This window comes from Nostoc sp. ChiSLP03a, from assembly GCF_034531215.2.
In the GTDB taxonomy this organism is placed as follows: Bacteria; Cyanobacteriota; Cyanobacteriia; order Cyanobacteriales; family Nostocaceae; genus Nostoc.
Genome location: NZ_JAVRBQ020000056.1, coordinates 1 through 23,455, shown reverse-complemented (window position 1 = coordinate 23,455; position 23,455 = coordinate 1). Strand labels below are relative to the sequence as shown.

At 40.5% G+C, this 23,455-nt stretch carries 13 protein-coding genes; 8 read left to right on the top strand and 5 right to left on the bottom strand.

Features of this window, described 5'->3' with window-relative positions; genetic code table 11:
* The first annotated feature begins 169 nt into the window (after nucleotides 1-169).
* A complete protein-coding gene (locus RMY32_RS09565; protein WP_322708749.1) occupies nucleotides 170-313 on the top strand; it encodes a hypothetical protein in 144 nt (47 codons plus the stop codon).
* Between the two features lie 352 nt (nucleotides 314-665).
* Here RMY32_RS09565 and RMY32_RS09560 read toward each other — a convergent pair whose 3' ends face one another.
* Both RMY32_RS09560 and mnmG read right to left on the bottom strand, forming a co-directional pair.
* Nucleotides 666-2,015 carry a hypothetical protein gene (locus RMY32_RS09560; protein WP_322708748.1) on the bottom strand — a complete coding sequence of 450 codons (1,350 nt, stop codon included), beginning with the start codon at nucleotides 2,013-2,015 and terminating at the stop codon, nucleotides 666-668.
* 573 nt (nucleotides 2,016-2,588) lie between these two features.
* Entirely contained in the window at nucleotides 2,589-4,511 is a 1,923-nt protein-coding gene (gene mnmG, locus RMY32_RS09555; protein ID WP_322708756.1) for a tRNA uridine-5-carboxymethylaminomethyl(34) synthesis enzyme MnmG, read from the bottom strand.
* Between the two features lie 463 nt (nucleotides 4,512-4,974).
* Between mnmG and RMY32_RS09550 the strand changes: the two genes are divergently transcribed.
* From RMY32_RS09550 to RMY32_RS09535, 4 genes are all read left to right on the top strand, one after another.
* A complete protein-coding gene (locus RMY32_RS09550; RefSeq protein WP_409882624.1) occupies nucleotides 4,975-5,769 on the top strand; it encodes a D-alanyl-D-alanine carboxypeptidase family protein in 795 nt (264 codons plus the stop codon).
* A 63-nt stretch (nucleotides 5,770-5,832) separates the two neighbouring features.
* Nucleotides 5,833-7,044: an NYN domain-containing protein gene (locus tag RMY32_RS09545; protein WP_322708746.1), complete on the top strand. Its 1,212-nt coding sequence runs from the start codon at nucleotides 5,833-5,835 to the stop codon at nucleotides 7,042-7,044.
* 926 nt (nucleotides 7,045-7,970) lie between these two features.
* Nucleotides 7,971-9,008: an NADP(H)-dependent aldo-keto reductase gene (locus RMY32_RS09540; RefSeq protein WP_322708745.1), complete on the top strand. Its 1,038-nt coding sequence runs from the start codon at nucleotides 7,971-7,973 to the stop codon at nucleotides 9,006-9,008.
* A gap of 165 nt (nucleotides 9,009-9,173) precedes the next feature.
* Nucleotides 9,174-9,845, top strand: coding sequence for a glutathione S-transferase family protein (locus tag RMY32_RS09535; protein WP_322708744.1), 672 nt, complete (start codon nucleotides 9,174-9,176; stop codon nucleotides 9,843-9,845).
* A 241-nt stretch (nucleotides 9,846-10,086) separates the two neighbouring features.
* On the opposite strand, the gene RMY32_RS09530 is transcribed toward RMY32_RS09535, so the two are convergent.
* The 3 genes from RMY32_RS09530 to RMY32_RS09520 form a co-directional block, all read right to left on the bottom strand.
* A complete protein-coding gene (locus RMY32_RS09530; RefSeq protein ID WP_322708743.1) occupies nucleotides 10,087-11,100 on the bottom strand; it encodes an NAD(P)-dependent alcohol dehydrogenase in 1,014 nt (337 codons plus the stop codon).
* A gap of 774 nt (nucleotides 11,101-11,874) precedes the next feature.
* A complete protein-coding gene (locus tag RMY32_RS09525) occupies nucleotides 11,875-12,897 on the bottom strand; it encodes a tetratricopeptide repeat protein (RefSeq protein WP_322708742.1) in 1,023 nt (340 codons plus the stop codon).
* 352 nt (nucleotides 12,898-13,249) lie between these two features.
* Nucleotides 13,250-13,381: a hypothetical protein gene (locus tag RMY32_RS09520; RefSeq protein ID WP_322708741.1), complete on the bottom strand. Its 132-nt coding sequence runs from the start codon at nucleotides 13,379-13,381 to the stop codon at nucleotides 13,250-13,252.
* A 158-nt stretch (nucleotides 13,382-13,539) separates the two neighbouring features.
* Here RMY32_RS09520 and RMY32_RS09515 point away from each other — a divergent pair, with 158 nt between their 5' ends.
* The 3 genes from RMY32_RS09515 (at nucleotide 13,540) to RMY32_RS09505 (ending at nucleotide 23,011) form a co-directional block, all read left to right on the top strand.
* Nucleotides 13,540-15,420: an ABC transporter ATP-binding protein gene (locus tag RMY32_RS09515; RefSeq protein ID WP_322708740.1), complete on the top strand. Its 1,881-nt coding sequence runs from the start codon at nucleotides 13,540-13,542 to the stop codon at nucleotides 15,418-15,420.
* 109 nt (nucleotides 15,421-15,529) lie between these two features.
* Nucleotides 15,530-16,954: an ATP-binding protein gene (locus RMY32_RS09510; protein WP_322708739.1), complete on the top strand. Its 1,425-nt coding sequence runs from the start codon at nucleotides 15,530-15,532 to the stop codon at nucleotides 16,952-16,954.
* Between the two features lie 102 nt (nucleotides 16,955-17,056).
* Nucleotides 17,057-23,011, top strand: a complete 5,955-nt coding sequence (locus RMY32_RS09505; protein ID WP_322708738.1) for a hypothetical protein — start codon at nucleotides 17,057-17,059, stop codon at nucleotides 23,009-23,011.
* The last annotated feature ends 444 nt before the right edge of the window (nucleotides 23,012-23,455 follow it).

Genomic DNA, 23,455 nt, shown 5'->3' with positions numbered 1-23,455 from the left:
TTTGAGTTAATAACAGTGTAGTAAATGCGTAACTCTCAAGCTACAAAAGGCGATAAACCCAATAAAATTTGATATTAAGCCAGGGAATTACCCAATTTTAGATGTCCATTTTGAGAAAAAGCATTATTGGGTGAAGGGTTATGCAAATACTTTTTAAAAGAACAGAACTATGTCATTACTAGATGATTTAACCGAGACTTATTTTAATAAAGATTTAGCAACAGTATTTACACAAGTTGGCATTGAAAGTATCAAAGTTATCGAAATCAATCGGCAAATTCTTAAAAAAGTATCCTTGCTCAATAGTTACTAGAGTCTGCTGGAGGTAAAAGCGATCTTGCTATCAATAAGGCTGATAATATTAAAACTATTAAGGCGCGATCGCATTAGCTAGGCTAGGCAATCTTAACAGTGCCGACAGAAATAGAGGACTATTTGACGTAATCAAATTATTTCAATCAATTATTACTGGTTGCAGTACTGTTAATGGTGATAGATGAGTTTAATCTCTAAACTCCCCTCAACCAGATAGTGAGTTAAAAAATTTATATAGTACTCATATTTGATTGCGTGAAAAAAACTCACTACACCTTTATTCCTTCTTCCCAGTCCCCAGTCCCCAGTCCCCGATCTTTACGAGTAATTCTCCGAATCAAATCGGATTGCTATAGTTTCTGTCCTGCATAAATCGATCGCACTTCGCCGTTACGTCGGACGACTGCTTCACCATTACTGACATCTACTAGTGTCCAACCGCTGGAGCCGATACTTTCACCCATATTAATGCGGCGAGTCACACCATCAATTTTAAACAAAGCGGCAGATTTGTTGCCCAACTCTAGCAATCCCTCTAAGGTATTACTCGGAGCAACTGCGATCGCTGTTGCCGGATATACTTGTTCTTGGGTAATAGTTGGTTCTGACTCTGGTGCGAGTGCAGCACGCAATGGAACTACTGGTAATGCAGGCAGAGGTTTGGGTGTTTGGCGCACGGTAATGGGTGCAGTTTTGGCTGCCACTGGTTTGAGTTCGGCTTGTACAGCCGCAGCTAACATATTGACTGTTACAGGCTTGGCAGCTTGTCGCACTGTATTCAAAGCGGTTTTCACAACATTAGGTTGAGATACCCGTAACGCACTGGCAACTTGTGGTAAAAGTGTCGGAGTCCCCGGAATGGCTGGAAGGGCGTAGCGCATTGGTGACGGCGCTTGATAAACGGGGACATAGATGCGCTCAACAACGCTTCCGGAACGATTGGGGGCTGGTGGTGTATTATTAGCTAGAAGTGGAAGTGCTGGTAGATTACCAGTTGCTTGCTGGCGACCAAGGGCTATTTGGTTAGTATTTGCCTGACTGGAGAATCCTGGATTGAAAGATTTTTGATTGCTTTTTGCTCCTTGCTTGTCTATAACAGCCAGCGATTGGAGCATATAGTCAACTAACTCTGCCTCAATTTCTGTTTTTACGGGCAACTGTGACTGCGATTGCGGCGATAGAAGCGCTGACTCAGGCAATTTGTTATTTAAAAGATATACGACTCCAGACTGCACCAAGTAAATCGTACTAGCGATCGCCACGCCTAAAGTTGTTCCGACAATCAGCAGTTTGCCCAAAACCGAACTAGTTTTTTGACGCTTTCTACTAACTGGTTTAACAGTAGAGGTGCCAAATACAACGGTACTCAATTGCTTGTGCCGATCTTGAGCAACTGACTGTACTCCTTGGTTTAAAGTAATCTGTGGGATCGTAACTGTTTGCAGAGGCACGTATTCTGGAGGCGATTGGCGTTGAGCTTGGGCGGAAACTCCAGCAACAGAGTGGCTCCATCTGTTCTGACTACTGTGCCTAACAGTTTGAGAAGGCAGATTACCACTAGCATCCAGAATGTAGTCGATATCGGCAAAGAGTTCATCCATTAAGCCATCAGCATAGTTTTCTATCGACCAAGGCTCGTTGGTGATTAAGTCTTCTGATGGTTCTGGTACTATGAGACGGGTGCTGGCTTCTTGTAACATAGACGTTCTGGGTTGTTGCTTGGACGAGGAAACGCGACCCCTACTGACTTAAAAGTGCTGAGTGCTGAGTGCTGAGTGCTGAGTAAAAATACCAGTTCCCAGTTTCCAGTCCCCAGTCCCTCTTTCATACTTGGTGGTGAAACTTGTTTCATTGAGACTGCCTGGAAATTAGGATTATCAGAGGAGGCAGCAGGTAGAGGGTAATTATTACTGAAGTCAATAAGTATGAATAAAAACTTCGTATTTGGGTAATTACCCGGTTTGAAAATCAGAATTGTATTAAGATGTATTGAACGAGATACAAAGCTTGAAGCCGCTTTGCCTCCGATCTTGCGCCAATCCTATGCAGTTGTGCCTGGGTTACTCCTGCGTGGTTGTTGAGCGTAGTCGAAACACTGCCTCCTGAATAATGAAACATCCAATCCTCTATCTACTTAAGATAAGTTGATTGAGTGTTGGTATTAAACTCAACTTGCATCTGGGGATTGTTGATGATGCCACTACTAATCTTTATGTCATCTATCATACCAATCTCTCTCCCTACTACTATACTCAGTCTTTATCAAGCTTGTATTAAGCTAACGCTGGAAACTCCGACTGGCTCTTGGTTCTACGCAATTCTAGATATAATAATAAGGCGTTAATATCCGCTGGATTTACACCACCTATACGTGCAGCTTGACCAAGGGTGAGTGGTTTTATGTGAGTCAGCTTTTCCCGTGCCTCTTTAGAAAGAGTCTCAATTGTTGTGTAGTCTAAATCCCCAGGTAACTGGCGGTGCGCTTGGCGGGCAATTTGGTCAATTTGATTTTGTTGCCTTGCGAGATAGCCAGAATACTTGATGTCAATTTCTGCGCCTTCTTTCTCGGCCCGGTTGAGATTGGGGTTTCCCAGTCCGAACCTATCCAGGTCAACGTAATGTAATCCTGGACGCCGCAACAAGTCGTTGAGGGTAATCGAACCTTTAATTGCTTGTTGGGTATCAGATGCGATCGCTATTCCAATTTCATCATGTTCTTTAACTCGTGTGGCTTGCAATCTTTGTTTTTCTGTGGTGATATTACCCTGTTTTTGAGTAAATATATCCCAGCGGCGATCGTCAATTAAACCAATCTCCCTTCCCAAGGGTGTCAGACGTTGGTCGGCATTGTCAGAACGCAATAGCAATCGGTACTCTGACCTACTTGTAAGCATCCGATAAGGTTCCCGTAGGTCTTTTGTACACAGGTCATCAACTAGCGTCCCAATGTAACTTTGCTCGCGGGCAAAGACAATCATTTCTTGAGAGCGAACAAATCGAGCGGCATTAATTCCCGCCACCAGCCCTTGAGCTGCGGCTTCTTCATAACCTGTGGTGCCGTTAATCTGCCCAGCACAAAACAGCCCCGCAATCTTTTTAGTCATTAGTGTGGGGTAACACTGAGTTGCTGGTAAATAGTCATATTCCACTGCATAAGCGGGACGCAGCATCACACATTTTTCCAAACCAGGGAGAGTCCGCAACATTTGCAGTTGCAAATTTTCTGGCAACCCTGTAGAAAACCCTTGGATATACAGTTCGGGTATATCCCTTCCTTCTGGTTCAATAAAGATTTGGTGGCTTTCTTTATCGGCAAACCGGACAATCTTATCTTCGATACTGGGACAATAACGCGGCCCTTTGGCTTCCACCCAACCACCATAAACTGGCGACAGGTGCAAATTTTCTTGAATCAGGCGATGGGTTTCGGCGGTTGTGCGGGTGATGTAGCAAGGCATCTGTTCCCGTTCTAACCACACATCTGGGTCAAAGCTAAACCAGCGCACATCTTCATCTCCTGGCTGGATGAGCATTTTACTATAATCTACCGATCGCTTATCTACCCGCGCCGGAGTTCCAGTTTTAAGTCTGCCGGTTTCAAATCCCAGGCGATTTAGGGTTTGTGTCAATCCTTCAGCCGCAAATTCCCCAGCACGTCCGGCTGGCATTGATTTGTTACCAACCCAAATTTTGCCTCCCAGGAAGGTGCCGGTTGTCAATATGACTGCTTTACATTGGAATCCTACACCAAAATATGTTTCAACGCCGATGACTTCATCATTAGCGCCCAGCACCAAATCTGTTGCCATACTTTCGCGGATTGTCAAGTTTTCTTGATTCTCAACAACATTTTTCATTACCGCTGCATATTCGCGCTTGTCCGTCTGGGCGCGTAATGCCCAAACAGCAGGCCCCCGTGAAGAGTTGAGGATACGTTTTTGCAAGTAGGTGCGGTCTGCTACTTTACCAATTTCTCCGCCGAGTGCATCTACCTCATGAGTCAACTGAGATTTAGCCGGGCCACCTACTGCTGGGTTACAAGGTTGCCAAGCGATTTTATCCAAGTTGAGCGTCAATAGCAGGGTACGACAACCGAGGCGTGCAGAGGCGAGAGCTGCTTCGCAACCGGAGTGACCTGCACCGACGACTATGACATCAAAAGCGTCTTGGAATTCAACGGAATTGTGCATGGTCATACTTACAGGATCGGCAAGCTTAGAGTTCTTTTCAATTTTAACTGTTCCAGTGGTTTCATGGATGTAACTTTCTGATAAACAAGTTATCAAACTTACTAGTACTCAATTAAAAGCAAGGTTCCATTTTTTAAGTTTAGTAGTCAGTGAAAAATCTCATCTTTTTAAAATTTGTGACAACATTCCGGTTTTTGCTCGCAGTTTATTGAGCGGAGCTTTAACCCAGCACAAATTAATTTATAACTGGTATATATTAGATATTTTCTCGCATTTTGATTAAACGATAGTTCAATGTCGATAAACTATCTGGGATTTGAAGTCATCAATCATTAATGTCGCTTAAAAAAAATATTAATTTTATTCTTGAATCACTAAGTAATTATTTAGAATGAAACTTATCTTCAAAAATCAAAAAAATATTAATAGGTTTATTAAAAAGACAAGTTTTATCAGTATCGTTATATTGATGATTTTTGTATTAGTAGCTAGCAATGAGATTAGCCACCACAAAGTTGCTATAACTGCTCAACCATTACAAGAATGCTTGATTAATAATTCATTACCTTGTATAGATACTTCTAAAAATACAAGCTCGGAACCATTTATTCCCGATCCCAAATTAGATGCTAAACAGCGTTTTTTATCTGCGATCGCTAGAAAATTACCTAAAATTCCCCAATCTGGTACTTATGAATATATTTTGCTACGAAGCTATGGTGCAGTATTCGTAAATCCCGATATTGGAATTAAATTACCGTCCAAAAATATCTTTGTTAATGAACAAGAAACCCAAGAGTTTCAAGCTACTTTAACAATGGGTCATATTGATGGCACTAACGACTGTTATTTACAAAAATCGGCGGCTGATGCTTTAAATAAAGCGCGAGTACAACAACAAATTCCGCTAAAATCTGGTTATGGCTCTGGTGATTGTACTCGTACTTTCAACACGAATTTAAGATTTTGGCACAAGTATGCTAACGATCGAGTTTTAGCAAAAGTTCAACAAGGTAAAGAAACAAAAATTCTCGGTTTAGTTGCCCCTCCCGGAACTTCACAACATCTCTGGGGATTAGCCATTGATTTACGCGTAGGTAGTAAAGAGCAAAGAAAAGCTCTTAATCAAAATGGTTGGTTTCAAACTGTAGAAAACGATGTTCCACATTGGACTTATGTGGGTTTATCTGAAGATAATTTATCTTTGTATGGTTTTAAAAAACAAGCTATTAGAGGCATTACTTATTGGATTACGCCGCTTTAATTGTTCAATAGCATGAAAACTTGGGAATACTAAACTTAAATGTGTATTGTCAGGGATTTAGCTATGCCAAATGAAGCTGCTAATCAGGAGCAAGACTTTCTAATTGATTTATTGAGAGCAACTTATCAAAATCAGGAAGTATATCCAATTCTGCAACATAACTTAAGTAAACTCAACGATGATTTAGCTTTAAAGTTGCGAAAATGGGTAAGCGATCGCTTTGCTAAAGAACCTGCCATTGCTATTAATTTAGCTAGAGTTATTATCAAACTGAGTACCATTATTCAAGAGTTTGAACAAGGGAACATTACTAGTAATTTGGAAATTGCGATCGCAGGTTATGAAACAGTTTTACAAGTGTGTACCCGTGAAGCTTTTCCCAAAGAATGTGATATCGTTCAGCAAGCTTTAGTAACAGCTTATCAGCAACGCCAGTATATTCTCTCCAGAACCATTGGGGAACTTCGGGAGCAGACTGTCCAAACCCAGAGTCAGATTAATACATTAACTGAGCAGTTACAAGAAGAATTACAACAAGCAAAATTACAAGTTAATGACTTAACAACAACAATTACAGAGTTAAAACAGGAAACGAGTAGTTCAAAGTCAGCGCCAGAAATAACGTCTTTAATTGCTGAGTTAAAAGAGTTAAAGCAGCGTCAGATTCGTGTAGAGCAGTTTACTTCCACGGCTCATACTTCACCTAATATTGGGCAGTTCAATACAGCTATTTTTTATAATATTGAAAACTTAACAATGGGTAGAAGCAACCCTAATCTAAATTTTTCTCTGAAACAAATTCAAACAAATCTAGAAAATACTAACTTAGTTAATAAAATTGCTATCCAATATGCTTATGCCGACTGGAGTGATTCTCGATTAAGGCTACTCAAGAATGAAATTCAAGAACTTGGCATCGAAGCAATTCAAATTTTTGATTACAGCCATAAACGGAATGCAGCAGATATGCAACTAGCCATTGATGTTATGGAATTAGCCCAGAGTCGTCCTACGTTGCAAGTTTTCGTTATTGTATCAGGCGATGGTGCATTTGCCGCTTTAGCTAAAAAGCTCCATGAGTATGGAAAAACTGTAATTGGATGTGCTTACGAAGGACAAATTAATCGTATTCTCAAGTCTGTTTGCGATCGCTTTATACCTATACCTGCTCCCCAGGTAAAAATAGAGGATATTCCAACTAATGAAGTAATTAGTGAGAGTTCATTAAATGATGATATTTTAGTAGTAATACCAATTTTTTATAAAGCTGCATAGAATTCGATCCCCCCTAGCCCCCCTTATAAAGGGGGGAACCAGAAAAACATATCAAAGTCCCCCTTTTTAAGGGGGATTTAGGGGGATCTAGATATGTGTAACTTCACATTAAATTGGTATTAGAAAAGACAACTTACGGCATAAGGAGAAAATCAAGAGTCTAGCCTCAATGTCAAAAGGTGTATTTACTAAAAAAGCTATAATAATAAACTGAGGTTTTTATGCTTAGATTTATAATATCACGAAATGAGTTGTTTTTAATCAAAAAAATCTAAATAAATTAACTTAATTACATTTGTGAATTTCTGCGATCGCACAATTAAATGAAATTATGTTCATTAATCATATTGCTCTAGACATGAGCATCCTTGGAAGCGATCGCAGCAAAAAATTCCTGATTATACAAGTCATTAAAACCTAAATCTTTTTCATTACTACAAATGTTTTTAGCTCTCTCAACTAGTCTTGGTATATTTTTATTATTTTAAAAAGAAAATACTTAGAATTATCCGATTAATATGAATATTTATTAAGATTTATTCTCGAATAATCTTAAGATTTTTAATGTACTACGGCAAATCTACCGATTTGGTGTACTATATACTCAGTTGAAAACAGTCTACTTCACAAATACTCAAAAAAAGCAAGTATTTCCCACTACATATTTAAAATTTTGATTACCCAAAACTAACTTACTTATCTGGTTCATCTATGCAATAATGAACAGCTATATGCATTAACTACGGCTTGACTATCGATTTACAGGATTATAAACTATATATTCTCTGAAAAATTTATATTGGCTTAGTGCCAAATCCAGTATTGTTTAAAGCTAATTTACTTAAAAAATAATAATTTCCTTGACAAAATAGAAAATCTCCAACAAAAATATCACTGTTAAATCGACTGAATAACAACGCAGAAATATGAAGTATAACCAACTTGGCAAAAGTGACTTAAAAGTTTCCGAAATTTGTCTGGGCACTATGACTTATGGAAAGCAAAACACCATTGAAGAAGCCCACGAGCAGCTAGATTATGCTATTGCCCAAGGAGTCAACTTTATTGATGCGGCTGAAATGTACCCTGTCCCACCAAGTGGCGAAACTTATGGATTAACTGAAACTTACATTGGGGAATGGTTAAATCGTCAACAAAGAGATCGAGTTATTATAGCTACTAAAATCGCTGGGCCTGGTCGAGGTTTTAAATGGGTGCGTGGTGGAGCTAAAGCAATCGATCGTGATAATATCAAACAAGCTGTAGATGATAGTTTAAAAAGATTACAGACAGACTATATCGATTTGTATCAGATCCACTGGCCAGATCGCTACGTGCCACGATTTGGACAAACAGTGTTCGATCCGACTCAGGTGGGAGAAACGGTTCCCATTGCTGAACAGCTAGCAGTTTTTGACGATGTAATTAGGGCTGGAAAAATTCGCTATATCGGTTTGAGTAACGAAACACCTTGGGGAGTTGCCCAATTTAGTAACGCTGCTAAACAATTAGGATTGCCCAAAGTTGTTTCGATTCAAAATGCTTACAACTTGTTGAATCGAGTATTTGATGGAGCCTTAGCAGAAGCAGTTTATTACGAAGAAATTGGGTTACTAGCTTATAGTCCTTTAGCATTTGGCTTCTTGACTGGCAAATATTTAAATGGCAAACCAGAGAAATCAAGAGTCACTTTGTTTGAAAATTTTGGTCAGCGCTATCTCAAACCAAAAGTAAGTCAAGCCGTAGCAGCTTATGTAGAAATTGCCAAGCGCCATCAACTTAGTCCAGCGCATCTAGCTTTGGCATTTGTGCGGAGTCGTTGGTTTGTGCCTAGCACAATTATTGGTGCTACAACACTCGAACAACTCAAAGAGAATTTAGAAAGTGTAAATGTAGTTCTCAACAAAGATATTTTGGAAGAGTTGGATATAGTTCATGCTCAGTCGCCAAATCCAGCACCATAAACAATTCAAAATTCAAAATTCAAAATTAAAGAACTTCTCCCTCCTGCCTCCTCTTTGCCAATGCCCAATGCCCAATGCCCAATGCCCATTTAATATTTGGGATTTTGGATGAAAATTCAATTCTCAATGGCGATTAACAAGTCCTATTTACCAAGGAACTTAAACATGGCTGAAATCAAAGTATACAGTGCAGTTGTTTGTCCTTATGCTCACCGTACCCGTTTGGTACTGCAAGAGAAGGGCATTGACTTCGATTTGATTGAGATTGATTTGCAGAATAAACCGGAAGGGTTTACCCAAGTTTCCCCTTATGGGAAAGTGCCTGCACTAACTCACGGCGATAACCGAGTTTGGGAGTCAGCGGTAATTAACGAATATCTTGATGAGGTATTTCCTAATCCACCACTGTTACCCAGCAACCCCATTGATAAAGCACAAGCTCGCATTTGGATCGATTTTGCTAACACCAGATTCGTTCCCGCTTTTTCTACCCTCCTGCGGAGTTCAGATCCCGACAAACAAGAAGAAGCGAAACAGGAACTATCTAAACATCTGGAATTCATTGAAAACGAAGGTTTAGCAAAGCTATCTAAAGAAGGCCCTTACTGGTTTGGTGAATCTATTAGTTTGGTAGATTTCACTTACTTCCCTTGGTTTGAGCGTTGGGCTGCACTGAAGCAGTATCGCGGCTTTGGAATACCAGAGCAATTTACCCGTCTACGCCAGTGGAAACATGCTTTGAAAGAGCGTGAATCTGTGAAAGCGATCGCTCACTCTAAGGAATTCTACATCGAGCGATATGCTAAATTTGCTGCGCCTACTCTCGCTGCTGTTTAAAGGTAATTCATAATACCAATTTAATTAATGATTGCAACACATCCTTGGGTAAAGACGCGACGCCAGTCGCTACAACGGGGGGAACCCCCGCAACGCGCTGGCTCATGAATCGCGTCTCTACAAATGGTCTATTGGTATAACTATGTTTCAACTGGGAATTCAAACCCCACTTGAAACATAGAATTAAACTCTTGAAAATTACGAATTACGTTAGCGCAGCGTTAGCGACGCAGGAGCGTCATTACGAATTAAAAATTACGACTTTACCGAAGTGAGCTGCACTTTTGAGGTAATGATAAGCTTCCCGCGCTTCAGTGAAGGGAAAAACTCGATCGATAATTGGTTTTATTTGATGCTGTTGCATCGCCTGATTCATCGCCTCAAACATTTCCCGACTGCCAACATAAATTCCCTGAACTGTTAAACTCTTAAAAAGTATTGGCATGGGGTCAATCTCATTTCCTCTACCTGACAATACGCCAATCAAGCTAATACGTCCCCCAATGCGGACTGCTTGTAGTGATTTTGGCAGAGTACCTGCACCGCCTACCTCAACTACACGATCTACACCTGTGCGATTGGTTAATTGATAAACTTGCTTTTCCCAATCTGGTGTTGTTTTGTAGTTGATTGTCTCGTCAGCACCAAGCTGTTTGGCTCGTGCCAACTTTTCATCGCTGCTAGAAGTAATAATCACTCTAGCACCATGTATCTTGGCAAACTGGAGAGCAAAAATTGAAACTCCTCCAGTACCGAGTAATAAAACACTATCACCTGCACCAATATTGCCTTTTGTTACAAGTGCGTGCCAAGCTGTAACTGCTGCACAGGGTAAAGTTGCGCCTTCAATATAGGATAAGTGGTCAGGTAATATTACTAAACCATCTTGGTGTAATACGACATACTCAGCTAGCATTCCATCAATACCGCCTCCGAGATCGGATTTCATTTTCTCTTTGGTTAAAGAGCCATAAATCCAGTCTTGGAAGAAAATACCAGCGACGCGATCGCCTATTTTCACCCGTGTCACACCTTCCCCCACCGCCACAACTTCTCCCGCACCGTCAGACATGGGAATTAACGGATATTTCTGTCCAGAACCGTAAGCTCCTTCAATCACCAGCAAATCGCGATAATTTAAAGATGTTGCTTTGATTTGAATCAGAACTTGTCCAGCTGCGGGTTTTGCTTGGGGGCGATCGACTAATGCTAAGGCATCAATTCCGGCGTTGCTTTGAATTTCGTAAGCTTTCATAGATGTCCTTCTTCTAGCTACAACTTTGGTATTGTAGCTAGGGTCAAAAAGAATCTACAGACGTAGTAAGTGCTACATCTCTACAAGGGTTCTGCATAACCTGACTTTTCACGTTATGTGGAAAAGTCCACGAAAACCTAACCCCCTAACCCCCTTCCCGACACGGGAATGGGGAAAATTCAAAGTCTCTCTCCTAAAAGGAAGAGAGAAATAGAAGAGAGGTTTTTCAGATACCGTGAAAAGTCAGCTGCATAACGCATATTTAATTTCACGTGAGTTCGACAAGCCCTTTTTTGACCTCTCCCCCAACCCCTCTCCGACACGGAGAGGGGAGCCAAAACCCTAATTTCTCGTTGCTTCTCCCTTTCCCCGTGGGAGAGGTTTATCGAACTCACATTACAGCAGTATTTCATGTATTTGAACCACATCTGTCGTTAGGGCACAGCATTGCTCATTAGTGTCAACTTAACGCCAAATCGCTTGTCCGTCGGGAATTGAAATTCCCGCCTCATCGCTCAAGTCATCTGAAGATGACTAAATATCGCCAAAAATCTCCAGTCTACTGAAGTCGACTTAAGCTAAAAGCCGGAAAATTTATTTTCGAGCGGGAATGTAAGCCAACAGATAAGCTATTTCCATCTGAAGTTGACACATATCGCAATGCTGTGCCCCTACCGCGTGGTCTATTTACCTGAAAATAGCTGTAATTTCACTAGTAGGGTTGCCCTCATCCCCTAACCCCTTCTCCCAATATCGGAGAAGGGGGACTAGAGGCTATAGAGAATCTATGAACTGCTGTACTTTTTCTAGAAGTGGCTGATATTCAATTTGCTCTGCTAACTCTTGGGCATTTTGATAGCACGATCGCGCCATTTTTTTGCGTTTTGTGGTGGCGTAAACGCTTCCCATATTCAGCAAAGTTGAAATTTCTCCAAGATTATCGCCCAGTTCTTGATAAATCCCAATGGCTTGCTTGTAGAACTTCATTGCTTGGCGATGCTCTGCCAGGGTGCTGTAGGTAAAACCAATGTTGTGAAGGGTTGTTGCTTCACCTGCGCGATCGCTAATTGCTCGACGTGTCAAAAGAACCTGATAGTAGAGCAATAGTGCTTGTTTGGGTTTTCCTAAATCATGATAGACAGAAGCAATATTGTTCAAGGTGGTTGCTTCTTGAAGCAGATTTTTCACCGCTCGTTGAATTGGCAGTGCTGCTTGAAAAAATTCTAGCGCTTGCTCAAACTTGCCTAAAACATTGTAGGCAAATCCAATACCATTGAGCGTTGTTGCTTCACCAGAAAAGTCACCTAACAATCGCCGCATTCTCAAAATTTGGTGTTGTAGCAACAGTGCCCGTTTCGGTTCTCCTAAGCGAGTATAAATTAGTGCAACATCATTAAGAGTAGAAACTTCACTTTGAGTATCTTGCGATCGCCTAAAGATTGGCAGTGCTTTATCAAAATATTCCAACGCTTGCGAAAAGCGTCCAAGACGGCTGTAGGTAGAACCCAGATTGCTAAGTGCAGTTGCTTGTGCTGGCGTGTTGCCAATTTCAATAGCAACCGAAAGCGCCTGATGAAAACGCTCTAATGCTCTTTGAGGTTGCCAGCAACTGAGGTGAGCTAAACCGAGGTCGTTTAATGTATAACCTTCTCTGGCTCGGTCTGGAATTGCTCTAGCCAAGTATAAATTTTTGGTTGCAAGATCGAGAGACTCTTGAAATTTCCCCCGTTGGTAGTAGCGGTTTGCTTCGTCACGACGTTGTTCCCATTCTTTGACTTGATTTAAAGGTTGCGTCATCTGACCTCAGTTGCATTCTGCGATAAGTAGGTAGAACATCTCTTGGGAATGAACCCCTCTTAGGTTTCCCAAATTTTAACCCCAATCTTCTATCTTTAGATATAAGACGTAAACAGATAAGTATGCTATTTTTTCATACTGACAGGAATATTTATGAAGCAATTAATACAAATACTGTAGGAGCGCATAGCAGTCATTGGTGTCAACTTCAGCTAAAAGCTTTGTCAAATCTCGTTTCCAGGCTTTGGGCTGGAAATGCACTTCAATTGGGCTGCTGCCGCGAGTTCGGGAGGCTTTGCCTCTAGGACAGCATTCCCAGTCTGAGCAGGGGAACGAGGCAACGAGACAATATCTAAAAGCTTTGGGTTTGTTCTGTTAACAAACACCTCATAACTTCTGCATCGTTGTAGAGGCGAAATAGGTAATCAATGTCGTCTAGAGATAAATGCCTTAGCTGCAACCGCACAGTTTCTATCTCAAGCACAATTACCTTATGTAAAGGAAATCATCCAAATCTTGAGGAATATTGGGTCTTAGTAGTAGTCTTGCAGTTTCTATCTCAGGCATGGTATCAGAGTAGAAAAATAAACGCTACTTTAAACAAGCGTGTTTTTTTCCAAACATTAATATAATGCTCTTACTATGAGCATCTACCAATCTCTGAAAAAATCTTATACACCAGATCGTCGGCGTGAAAATGACTGGCGGTTATTTTTGCGTTTGGTGCCTTATGCCCGCCGTAACGGACGGCTACTGGCGCTGTCGATGTGCCTACTCGTACCGCTCGCACTAGCTAATGCCGTACAACCTTTCTTGATTGGGCAAGTAATCTCTCTGATTCGTAATGAACCCAGCACTTACGAACTTTTCCGGAATCGTCCCTTCTCGCAAGGGCTGAATATCCTAGAGGGATTATTGGTAATTGCGATCGCCATCCAATTGCTGTTGACAGGTTTTCAAGGTTATATAGTCCAAAAGCTAGGGCAACAAATCACCGCCGCAATTCGCCAAGACTTATTTCAGCATGTAACATCTCTAGCAGTGCGCTTTTTTGACCGCACACCCGTAGGTAAATTAATTACCAGAATCACCAGCGATGTGGAAGTGTTAGGCGATGTCTTTTCGACTGGAGCAGTCGGCATCATATCCGATTTGTTTTTAATGCTGGTGACTTTGAGTTTAATGTTTTCCATCCAGTGGCAACTTTCTTGCTTGCTAGTATTGATGCTGTTACCAACTAGCTGGGTAATTGTTTACATTCAAAGACAGTACCGCAAAGCTAATTACAAAGGGCGAGAAGAACTTTCGATCCTGAATTCACAGCTACAAGAAAATGTGCTTGGTATTAACGTCGTGCAGTTGTTCCGTAGAGAAAAATTTAATGCCGAATTGTTTCGGGCGACAAACAGCAACTACACCCAGCAAATGGATAAAACCATCTTTTATGATTCATTTGTTTCAGCAACCTTAGAATGGATTGGACTGATTGCGATCGCCAGTGTTTTGTGCGTGGGTGGATGGTTGCTGTTGGGAAAAAACTTGACTTTTGGGACTTTATCGACATTTGTATTGTATGCCCAGCGATTATTTGACCCTTTAAGGGCTTTTGCGGAAAAATTTACAGTAATTCAAGCTGGTTTCACTGCCATTGAACGCGTAGGCGATATATTAGATGAACCAATAGAAATTCGCGATCGCGCCAATGTCCGCTTCTCAATATTTGATGCCAAATTTGGCTACATAGATGAGATCGTAGCTAATCTAGAATCCCCAGACCTCACTTCCCCGCCAGAACTGGGAGAGATTCGCTTCGAGCGTGTCTGGTTTGCTTATAAAAATGATGATTACGTAATTAAAGACTTAGATTTTACCATTCATCCTGGTGAAAAAGTGGCATTAGTCGGCCCTACAGGTGCTGGTAAAACTTCGATTATCCGTCTTTTGTGCCGCCTTTACGAACCCACCCAAGGACGCATTCTCATAGATGGGGTAGATATTCGGGAAGTACCCCAAGCAGAACTGCGGCGTTACATGGCAGTAATTTTACAAGAAGGTTTTTTGTTTGCAGGCGATGTTAAAAGCAACATCTCTTTAGGAGATGGCTACACCATTGAGCAGATTCAACAAGCAGCCGAAGAAACCAACATTGCCCAGTTTATAGAAGAATTACCCCAAGGTTATGATACTCAACTTCGAGAACGGGGCACAAATATTTCTAGTGGTCAAAAGCAACTTTTAGCCTTTGCGCGGGCTGCCATTCGCAATCCCCAAATTTTGGTACTAGATGAGGCTACCGCTAGTTTGGATGTTGGTACAGAAGCTTCAGTTCAAGAGGCATTAAACCAGCTTTTGCATAGACGTACTGCGATTATTATCGCTCACCGCTTGTCTACGATTCGCAACGTAGACCGGATTTTTGTTCTCAAGCGTGGCGAATTAATCGAACAGGGAAGTCACGAGCAACTACTGCAACAAGGAGGGCTTTATGCCACTTTACATAACTTGCAGATGTTAGGAAGTTAGACGATAGATAGTCAAAAACTCACATTTACTAGAAAAATGACTTAATTTTGCGGAATATGTCACAGAGTTTGTGTTGACAATAAAGAAAAGCCTTGTTGTGACGTAGCTAATGAAACTGGATTTACAAAAGTTTTATCAGGCTTGCAACCCTAGCAAGACCTTGGCTGTCGAAAATGCTGAGGATCGAAAGTACTATATTGATTTTTCCTCAGTGCGCGGTGGCAGGATTATTGAGGAGTTGAGGGAGAATATTACATTTTTCTCACCTGAAGGGACTACCTGCGAATTATTTACAGGCCACATCGGCTGCGGCAAATCTACAGAATTGCTCAGACTCAAAGCAGAGTTAGAGCAATCAGACTTCCATGTGGTGTATTTTGAGTCCAGTCAAGACATGGAAATGGGTGATGTCGATATCAGTGATATTTTATTGAGCGTAGCTCGCCGAGTTAGTGAAAGTCTCGATAGCTTAGAAAAACTGGAAATTCCTGAACCCCAAGGTCTGAAGAAAATACTTCAAGGAGCCGCTAAACTGTTGATGACAGAAGTTGAAGTTTCTGCCGAAGCATCGCTTCCTGGCATTGGTAAAGTTTCTGCGAGTACTGAAGGCAAGTTTGCCGCCGAAGCGAAAATTCCAGGTATTGGAGAGCTGAAAGCCAATGAGAAAGAAGGAGTATCAGTGGTGGCGCTAGGCATTGGCAAAATTACAGCCAAAACCAAAAATAGCCCTGAACTTCGCAATAAGTTAAGAGAATACTTAGGGCCGCGTACAAAAGGCATTATAGATGTAATTAATGACGAACTACTCGAACCTGCCATAGTTAAACTGAAGCAACACGGCAAAAAAGGACTAGTGGTAATTGTCGATAATCTCGATCGCGTTGAGACTGCTAACAAGTCTTGGGGACGACCTCAGCCGGAATATTTATTTGTAGATCGGGGAGAACAATTAACTCAACTCAAGTGCCACGTAGTTTACACCATGCCTTTAGAGTTGATGTTTTCCAATGACTTGAGCAGGTTAACACAGCGATTTATGGTCTATCCAAAAGTGTTACCGATGGTGCCAGTGCAATTACGCGATGGCAGTGAATGCGCTGAAGGTATGGCACTATTGGCACAGATGATCCTAGCAAGAGCTTATCCCGATCATCAGCCAGAGGAGCGCCTCGGCTGGATTACAGAGATTTTTGATACTCCAGAAACATTAGAAAGACTCTGCCGCATTAGTGGCGGTCATGTCCGCGAATTACTTAGACTGCTCAACGATTGGATGAAAAAGGAAAGAAAACTACCTTTATCGCGTACGGGGTTAGAAACTGTAATTAGAGCCTACTGCAATCAAATGACCTTAGCAATCACAGATGATGAGTGGAATTTGTTGCGCCAAGTGCAACAGCGGAAATGGGTAAGCGGCGATGATGGATACCGAGTTTTGGTACACAGTCGGTTCGTCTATGAGTACCGAGACACTCAGGGGTCTTGGTTTGAAATTAATCCGATTTTGGCAGAAGCACCAGGGTTGCAGCTTTAAGTTAAGAGTTAAAAGTTAAGAGTTAGAAGTTAGGAGTGAGGAGTTAAGAGTTATTATTCTCCTCCTGCTTCCACTATCCCCATCTATAAGCGAGGTCTAGTCATGAGCGATCCACAGCCACTCGCAATCAACAACGAAAATTCTTTACAAGAATTAGCATGGGCGATCGCTACTTCTCAAGAAGAATTTTCCTTGATTTTGGCACTCTGTAATGGAGCTAGTTTGCGAAGGCGTTTGGTGCAAAGTCTGCAAGCATCGAGCGATTTGAAAATTCGGGAGATAGTTTTGGATAAATCGATTAAAACATTTTTCCAGACTATCCAAAATTTACTCGGTTCTGAGCATCCCCAAGCGCTGGTAATATCTGGTTTAGAATCTGTCAGCAAGCTAGAACAAGTGCTGAGTGGTGCTAATCAGGTTAGGGAGGAGTTTAGAAAAAACTTTCACTTCCCCTTGGTGTTGTGGGTAACGGATGACGTGCTGCACAAACTCATGCGATTAGCACCAGATTTACACAGTTGGAGTACTATCGTTGAATTTGCGATCGCCACTGATGATTTAATTGATTTTATCCAGCAAACTGCTGATGAAGTCTTTGAAAAAGTTTTAGCGGCTGGTGCAGGCAGATATCTCGATAGTACGGCGCTGAATTTACAAGTTGGCTCTCCACGCCGAGTTGAGTTGGAGTCAGCATGGCATGATTTACAAAATCGTCGTTTGAGTTTGAATCCAGAACTGGAAGCGAGTTTAGAATTTATGCTAGGTCGGGCGAATTCTAGTTCACTGGAATTGTCAGGGCAATATTACGAGCGTAGTTTAGCTCTTTTTGTCAACGATTCTCCATCACCCCGCTTCCTAGAACGACGCGCCTGTTTACTCTACTCTCTAGGACTTTGGTGGCGTACCTATGCAGTGTTACATCACCCCGAACGCGATCATGCTGTTGGTTTTGCTAAAGATTATTTTCAGGAATGTATTGAGGTATTTGAGCAAGCTAATCGCCAAGATTTGGTAGCAAAATTTATCAACGCTTTGGGTTCTGTACTGCAAGATTTGCAACAGTGGAAAGAGTTAGAGGCTGTTGCTAACAAAGCAATTGTGTTACATCAAACCTATCCTAATCAGTTTAAACTAGCGAGAGCTTATAGCTTTCTGGCTGAGGTGCTAATTGCTAAATTCGCTTGGAACGAGGCAAAGCAAACAGCCGAACAAGCGCTTTCTCTGCTAGATAGCGTGCAAATAAATACATCTGCGCCCGTCTCAGAGGAGATGAAAGCAGATTTAGATTGGGAAAGGTCGTATCATCAGGGTTGGTATTTGTTTGCGTTAGCGCGATCGCAATCTGCACTTAATCAACCAGAAGCAGCACTGCAAACCTTAGAAACTGCCAGAACAGAAACCAAAGCACAATACGATCCAGAACTTTACATTCAGATTTTGGCAGAGTTACGAGCAAACTACTTTAAAAAAGGTGAATATGGAACTGCATTTCATCTTAAACAAGAACAGCGATCGCTTGAACAGCAATATGGTTTCCGTGCTTTCATTGGTGCAGGTAGGTTACAAGCACAACAAATAGTAAATAACCCGGCTTTAGCATCCGTTGAACAACAAGAAACAGTAGCCACAGAAATCGCTGCTTCTGGAAGACAGCAAGATATTAATCGCCTCATTGAGCGCATGGGTCAACATGACCGCAAACTAACAATTATTCATGGGCAATCAGGTGTTGGTAAAAGTTCAATTTTACAGGCTGGATTAATCCCTGCATTGAAACAGAGATCCATTGGTGTTCGTGATGTTTTGCCTGTTTTACAACAAGTTTATCCAGATTGGATTATCGAATTAGGCAATCGTTTACGAGATGCTATTTCTGATTTACCACGCATTCCTTATGAAGGCAGAAGCTATGAATACTCTCCTCCCTTAAGAGAAGACACAGCAGGGGAAAAGTCTATCCTCAATCAATTAGAAAAGCATGATGATTATAACCTGCTGACAGTTTTAATCTTCGATCAATTTGAAGAATTTTTCTTCATTTATAATGATCCAAGCAATAGACGAAAATTTTACGAATTTTTACGTGACTGTCTAGATATACCTTATATAAAGGTTATTTTGTCTTTACGCGAAGATTATTTACATTATTTATTAGAATGTAATAATCGACTGGCAAACTTTGATGTTATTAGTAACAATATTTTAGATAAAGATATTCTCTATCATTTGGATAACTTTTCACTAGAAGATGCTAAATTAATTATTCAAAACTTAACTCAAAAAAGCCAGGTAGTTTTAGAACCATCATTAATTGATGAATTGGTCAAAGATTTAGCTAGAGACTTAGGTGAGGTACGCCCCATTGAATTGCAAGTAGTAGGAGCGCAATTACAAACAGAAAAAATAACGAAGCTAGAACAGTATCAGCAACATGGTCCTAAAGAAAACTTTGTTGGGCGATTCTTAAAAGAAATTGTCCAAGACTGCGGTTCTGATAATGAACAGATAGCCAAACTAGTTTTATATTTACTCACAGATGAAAATAATACCCGCCCTTTAAAAACTCGTGCTGATTTGGAATTAGAGTTAGATGTAAAAACTGAAAAACTCGACTTAGTTTTAGAAATTTTAGTAAAATCGGGGTTAGTGCTAAGAGTGCCAGCATCACCTGCTGACCGCTATCAACTAGTACATGATTATTTAGTACCATTTGTACGCCAGCAACAATCAGCCAGATTAATTGCTGAGTTGGAAAAAGAGAGAGAACAACGAAAGTTAACAGAAGCAAAGCTGAATGAAGTTCTTAAGCAGCAACTACTAGAAACACGTCGCGGATTGCTTTGGAAAGTATCACTAGGAACAATAGCTGGAGCATTAACAATATTCTTACCTGTGGTGTTGATAAGTCAAAATAATAGCCAACTCATATCTACAAGTACAGAAGCAAAAGGGCTACTAAAATCGAATCAAGATTTAGAGGCGTTGGTCAAAAGTATAAAAGCAGGTAAACGACTGCAACAGTGGTGGTCAGTTGGAGTAAAACTCGAAACTGAAATGCAGGTAAAGACTGCATTACAAGATGCAGTTTATACCATAAATGAGCGTAACAGTTTAGAAGGACATAGTGATACTGTCACGAGCGTTAGTTTTAGTCCTGACGGTAAGATGGTAGCTTCTGGCAGTGCAGATGGCATGGTGATAATTTGGAATCGCAATGGTAGAAAAATCAAAGATTTTAAAGCCCACGAAAAGAAGATTACTAGGCTTTGCTTCAGTCCCAACAGTCAAAACATACTTACTGCAAGTGAAGATAAAACTTTTAAATTGTGGAGGTTAGAAAATAAAGAAATTACCACTTTCAAAGGACATGAAGACGAGATTACTAGTTTTAGCTTCAGCCCTGATGGTCAGAAAGTGATTTCTGGAAGTAAGGACAAAACTTTAAGACTCTGGAATTTGGATGGCCAAGAAATCAAAGTTTTCAGAGGACATAAGCAGAGCATTAGCAGTGTCAGCTTCAGCCCTGATGAGAAGATAATTGCTTCTGCTAGCGAAGAAGATAAGATGATCAAATTATGGAGTATGGATGGTAAAGCATTCAAAACGTTGAATCGTGCAGGTGATAGGGTCAGTTTTAGCCCCGATGGTCAAACTATTGTTATACAAAATAGCGATAGTATTATATTAAGGCGTCTTGACGGCTTTTTTCTTAAGTCGTTTGTTTTTTCTGCTAATAGCAAAAGTCTAGTTTTTAGCCGTGATGGTCAGACTATTTACAGGGCTGACTTCTCCGAGCAAACTCCAAGCGCATCAATTTTCAAAATTGGGACTGAAAACACAGTTAACTTTAATTTTCAAGGACATAGAAATACAGTCACTAGTGTTAGCTTCAGCCCTGATGGTAAGATGCTCGCTTCTGGAAGTGAGGACAAAACTGTAAAACTCTGGAATCTGGAAAGTAGAAATTTCCAAACTTCTAGTATAACTGAGTCGAATGAGGAGAAGGAGGTGAATAAAGTTAGTTTCAGTCCCAATGGTCAGATAGTTGCCTCTATTAACAGTAAAGAAGTAAAACTTTGGCAACGTGATGGCATTCTAAAGACAACCTTACCAGAAAGTAATTCAAAAATAATTTTTAGTACCGATACCCATAAATTGGTTTCTGCCAGTCAGGTTAATACATTGCAATTCTGGCAGCAAAATGGTACTTTTCTCAAAAATTACCAGGGTAAATTTCTTGATGGCAGTTTCAGCCCTGATAAACGAACAATTGCTTTAGTAAAAAATGATAATACTGTAGAACTTTCCTCAATTGATGACAAGCTAATTAAAATTATCCAAGGTCACAAAGATAGGGTATACCAGATTAGCTTCAGTCCAAATGGAAAAACTCTTGCCACAGCTAGTGAAGATAAAACTATCAAACTCTGGCGTCGCAATGGAACATTTATTGCTAGCATTAATGGACTAAATAAAATATCTAAGATGAACTTCAGCCCAGATGGAGAAACTCTTGTCACAGCTAGCGAAGATAAAACTATTAAACTCTGGCGACGGGATGGAACACTTATTATCAGCTTTAATGGTGATATCCAAAATATCGGTTTCAGTCGTAATAACAAAACGTTGGCTATTTTGGACAGCGATAACACTGTAAAATTTCTGAATAGGGACGGTAAATTAATTAAAATTCTGAAATCTGATCGGGAAATGACAGTAGATTTTAGTTCCAATGGAGAGATAATAGCTATTAGCAATCAAGTCCAAAATGAGACTGAGAAGACACCAGAATTATGGCGCATGGATGGCACATTCCTGGGAAATATTCAGAATCAAGAGAAAAACTCAAATATTAACGTATTGGGTTTCATCTCTGATGGTAAAATAATAGTCGCCGCAACGATTAGAAATCGTTTTTTGCTCCCTTTTTACGTCCTTATTTTTTGTAGACAAGATGGATCTGTTATCTCAACTATTGAGAAAAACGTAAAAAGTTTTAGCGCTGATTACCAAACTTTGGCTACCATTGAAGGCAATGATAAGGTAAAGCTTTGGAAGCGTGATGGTACACCAATTAGAACTATTCAAGTCAAAAGTCAGAAGGCAAATTTAAGTGATGATTCATCAAATCTCAAGTTCAGCCCAGATGGGAAAATTTTAATTATCACAATAAGTTTTGGAATTGTAGAACTGTGGAGGACTGACGGTACTTTCCTCAAAACTTTTGAGTGTCTTCCAGATAAAAATATTGATCAGTTTGATGATGACAATTTCTGCAACAACCAATACCTTTTGAATTTTAGTTCAGATAATCAAACCTTAGCTATCCGCACTAAAAAGAATGAAGTGCAATTCTGGGGAATTAATGACAACGCTAAGACAAAAGTAAAATTGTTAAAAACTATCAAGGGACAAAGTAATCGCGTTGAAAGCATAGAGCCTATCCCTAATAGCAATAAAATAGCAATTTTTGGGAATGATGACGTAGTAGAACTCTGGCAGTTTCCTGAACAATCAGGCAAGGAAGCTCAACTATTAAAGACTTTACTAGGGCATAAAAATTGGATCAACAGTTTGAGTATTAGCCCCAAGAGTGGGATGATTGCTTCAGCAAGCGACGATAAGACTGTGAAACTTTGGCGGCGTGATGGTACTCTGGTCTACACTTTCACTGGACATAAAAACAAGGTCAATAGTGTCAGTTTTAGCCCAGATGGTGAGCTAATTGCCTCAGCGAGTGATGATAAAACCGTTAAAGTCTGGCAACCCGATGGCAAAGTAATTAAATCTTTTGAAGAGCATGGTAACAAGGTAACAAGTGTAAGTTTCAGCCCCGATGGTAAAATCATTGCCTCTGCCAGTCAAGACAACACCATAAAACTTTGGAGTCTAGATAGCAAAAATAGTAAAAGTTCAGCTACTTTAAATGGTGATGAACCTATTACCAAAGTCAGTTTCAGCCCAGATGGCAAGATGATTGCTTCAGCTGGTGTGACAAAAGTGAAACTCTGGAGCATTAATGGTACTTTACTGACAACTTATACCAATTTTTTATAAAGCTGCATAGAATTCGATCCCCCCTAACCCCCCTTTTTAAGGGGGGAACCGGAAAAACATCTATCAAAGTCCCCCTTTTCATGGGGGATTTAGGGGGATCAAGATATGTGCAACTTCACATTAAATTGGTATTAGATAATTCTATATAATTGAAAGCCGCCATAGCTATTTTTACAAGATTAAAAATCTTAATTTTAATCATCAAGATAGGTTAAGACAAGAGACAGTGATTTATCGCATCTTTAGCTATCTATAATTTTCATCAAAAAATTTTAACCGAACCGGATTGAGATAGATTCTCGTTCTTATACCAATTTTTTATAAAGCTGCATAGAATTCGATCCCCCCTAGCCCTCCTTATAAAGGGGGGAACCAGAAAAACATATCAAAGTCCCCCAATTTATCGGGGGATTTAGGGGGATCTAGATATGTGTAACTTCACAT

Coding starts and splice junctions, on each gene's coding strand:
- mnmG (WP_322708756.1), bottom strand. CDS start 4,511: ATGACCATGCACAATTCCGTTGAATTCCAAGACGCTTTTGATGTCATA.
- RMY32_RS09560 (WP_322708748.1), bottom strand. CDS start 2,015: ATGTTACAAGAAGCCAGCACCCGTCTCATAGTACCAGAACCATCAGAA.
- RMY32_RS09545 (WP_322708746.1), top strand. CDS start 5,833: ATGCCAAATGAAGCTGCTAATCAGGAGCAAGACTTTCTAATTGATTTA.
- RMY32_RS09565 (WP_322708749.1), top strand. CDS start 170: ATGTCATTACTAGATGATTTAACCGAGACTTATTTTAATAAAGATTTA.
- RMY32_RS09505 (WP_322708738.1), top strand. CDS start 17,057: ATGAGCGATCCACAGCCACTCGCAATCAACAACGAAAATTCTTTACAA.
- RMY32_RS09515 (WP_322708740.1), top strand. CDS start 13,540: ATGAGCATCTACCAATCTCTGAAAAAATCTTATACACCAGATCGTCGG.
- RMY32_RS09510 (WP_322708739.1), top strand. CDS start 15,530: ATGAAACTGGATTTACAAAAGTTTTATCAGGCTTGCAACCCTAGCAAG.
- RMY32_RS09540 (WP_322708745.1), top strand. CDS start 7,971: ATGAAGTATAACCAACTTGGCAAAAGTGACTTAAAAGTTTCCGAAATT.
- RMY32_RS09525 (WP_322708742.1), bottom strand. CDS start 12,897: ATGACGCAACCTTTAAATCAAGTCAAAGAATGGGAACAACGTCGTGAC.
- RMY32_RS09530 (WP_322708743.1), bottom strand. CDS start 11,100: ATGAAAGCTTACGAAATTCAAAGCAACGCCGGAATTGATGCCTTAGCA.
- RMY32_RS09535 (WP_322708744.1), top strand. CDS start 9,174: ATGGCTGAAATCAAAGTATACAGTGCAGTTGTTTGTCCTTATGCTCAC.
- RMY32_RS09550 (WP_409882624.1), top strand. CDS start 4,975: ATGATTTTTGTATTAGTAGCTAGCAATGAGATTAGCCACCACAAAGTT.